Here is a 2,701-nt window from a genome sequence, read left to right as displayed (position 1 = left end):
CTTTATTCAAGGGGTCCTTCGGGATCAGACGGTAAGGGTAATCGGTCCGGGATGTCACCCTGACAATCTGATGTTTCTTGCGGCCATGCGCTTAAAATATACGCGATCAGTGGCACATGGCACTGATACTGCAAGCTCTGCTGTTAAGCTGAAATGCGCCTGACCAAGAGTTTCAAAAACGAGTTGCAACCACGTTTTTATCCCAGCCGCGCCACTCTGCATACAATGTCTCATTAACAACCACGGGCTCGTATCCTGCCCGGCACCTCTTACAACAATTCACCTGTGGGCAAAGTAGCATAGGCCAACTACCTGCGCTAGGTTTCCAAAAGACAACGCTTTGGCGAAACTGCGGGATCAAGGGGTGGAAAACGGCGATGAACAACACCGGATCAGAACACCTCGGTGGCAAGCCCGTCTTCGTAACCGGAGCAACCGGCTTTATCGGAACCCGCCTTGTTCCGGCCCTGTTGGAAGCCGGGGCCAAGGTCACAGTGTTGCTGCGCAGCCGGCACGGTGCGCGCGCGCTTGAAGCGATGGGTGTCCGCGTCGTAACCGGCACACTTGACGACAGTGCCGCCCTGCAAACCGCCCTGCGCGACCAGAACGTGCTGTTTCATCTTGCCTATGATGTACGCGCATCCGCCGTCAGCAATCTTGCCGCATTCGACACGCTTCGGGATGCGGCTGAAACCGTCGGCGTTGGGCGGATCGTCTATACCAGTTCTATCGTCACCTATGACGGCTGGCCGCACCTGGATCTGACAGAGGACAGCCACCAGGCCCCTGCTGGCGACGCATCATACCAACAGGCCAAGGTCACGATGGAGCACGCTCTGATGCAGGGGAACTGCCCGGCAGCGATCCTACAGCCAACGCTGGTCTACGGCCCGGGCAGTATGCTTTGGACGGACCAGCTGGCAGACTGGATGGCAGCCGGGACCGTGGTGCTTCCTGAACCAGAAGGGCTGTGCAACGCAGTTTTTGTTGATGATCTGGTACAGGCCATGCTGCGCGCCGCACAGCTTGAAGGCCTGCGCCAGGAACGCTTCATCATTTCCGGCGCTGCCCCCGTCGCGTGGTCGGATTTGCTGTTGGGATATGCCGGGATCATCGGCCATGGCGCAATCCGCCACGTGCCCCTTTCAACTCTTGAGGCACGATTGCCGCCCGAAGACATAAGCGAGACCTCCAATACCCCGTCACTTGCTGCGCGGGTCAGTGCGACTGCGCGGATGTGGATTGGCAGAAAACGGTTCGAGAAACTGGTGCGCGCGGTGAAGCGGCGGCAACCCCAGCACGGTGATATATTCCCCGACCGCTACATGCTGGACCTGTATTCAGCCAGGGGGCGTTGCAGGATTGACCATGCCCGCGCCCGGTTGGGTTACGCACCGTCCTACACTCTGGAAGCCGGGTTGGATGCCACGCGTCCCCATTTGGAAGCCCGCTTTGGAAGGTAGCGCAAGAGCCGGATCGCTTTTCCGGCAATCGCAGCACATCTGCGCCGAGATGGCTGGAAATTCCGCCCGCCGGTCGGCTCATCATCAAATTTGCAAAACCCGCATGCGGCCGAAAATTCGAGAAAAGCTTGAAAAGTTTTTAGATCGCGTTTTTAGCCTCAACCCTTACAATTTTCCCCAAAGCATCAAATTGAACCATTTTTGGAAACGCAATACAGAGAGCTGCTGCCAGGCCGACAAATATATTGGATTCGCACCCATTCCACCCTATCCGTGAAGAGGGGTGGAATTTTCGGCACCCAGGATGCCAATTGATTTCAGTGTGACTTTGTACGATCAGGATAGATTATGAATTACGAAACCTCGCACCATCAGTCCCTCAAACAGCTTATTGCGGCGCGCGATGCGCGGGTTGCCGTGGTGGGGCTGGGCTATGTCGGCCTGCCCCTGGCCCTGACCGCTTATGACAAAGGGTTCGACACCACCGGTGTTGACCTCAACCCCGACCGGGTGGCACGGATCAATCAGGGCGATCAGGTCATATCGTATCTGGCGCAGGACCGGATTGCGCAGGCCGTCAGCAGCGGCAAGTTCCGCGCGACGCAGGATGCCGCCGCTCTGGCCGAGGCCGATATCATCCTGATCTGTGTGCCGACCCCGCTAACCGACGCACAAGACCCGGACATGCGCTTTGTCGCGGCTGCCGCGCAAACCATCGCACAGCATCTGCGCCCCGGTCAGATGGTGGTGCTGGAAAGCAGTGTCTGGCCCGGTGCCACAACCACGTTGGTTCAGCCCATTCTGGAAGCAGGCGGTCTGCGCGCAGGGTCCGATTTCTTCCTGGCCTTCTCGCCCGAGCGCGAAGATCCCGGCAATGACACATTCGACACGCACAGCATTCCCAAGGTGGTCGGTGCCGACGATCCGCAATCGCGGCAACTGGTCGAGGATTTCTATCGCGCCATCGTCACCAGCGCCGTGCCGGTCAGTTCCGCCGCCACCGCCGAAGCGGTGAAGCTGGTCGAAAACAGCTTTCGCACCGTCAATATCGCACTGGTCAACGAGTTGAAGACCGCGCTCGAAGCAATGGACGTGGATGTCTGGGAAGTGATCGAGGCTGCGGCGACCAAGCCGTTTGGCTTCATGCCCTTCTATCCCGGTCCTGGAATTGGTGGGGCCTGCATCCCGGTGTCTCCGGCCTATCTGGCCTGGCGCGCCGCGGATGCAGGATCGGATAC

The 2,701-nt window shown here is 58.7% G+C and carries 2 protein-coding genes; both read left to right on the top strand.

Translation table 11 applies throughout. The features are described 5' to 3' along the window. Nucleotides 1-377: 377 nt before the first annotated feature. Nucleotides 378-1,463 carry an NAD-dependent epimerase/dehydratase family protein gene (locus AC2FNU_RS24480; RefSeq protein ID WP_496794109.1) on the top strand — a complete coding sequence of 362 codons (1,086 nt, stop codon included), beginning with the start codon at nt 378-380 and terminating at the stop codon, nt 1,461-1,463. A 348-nt stretch (nt 1,464-1,811) separates the two neighbouring features. After that, the coding region (locus AC2FNU_RS24475; protein ID WP_496794105.1) for a nucleotide sugar dehydrogenase at nt 1,812-2,701 on the top strand (890 nt) is incomplete at its 3' end.

It is taken from the genome of Ruegeria sp. BHSB064, assembly GCF_059613205.1.
Note: the sequence above shows the minus strand (reverse complement) of the source record. Positions and strands in the feature narration are given on the sequence as shown.

Coding starts and splice junctions, on each gene's coding strand:
- AC2FNU_RS24480 (WP_496794109.1), top strand. CDS start 378: ATGAACAACACCGGATCAGAACACCTCGGTGGCAAGCCCGTCTTCGTA.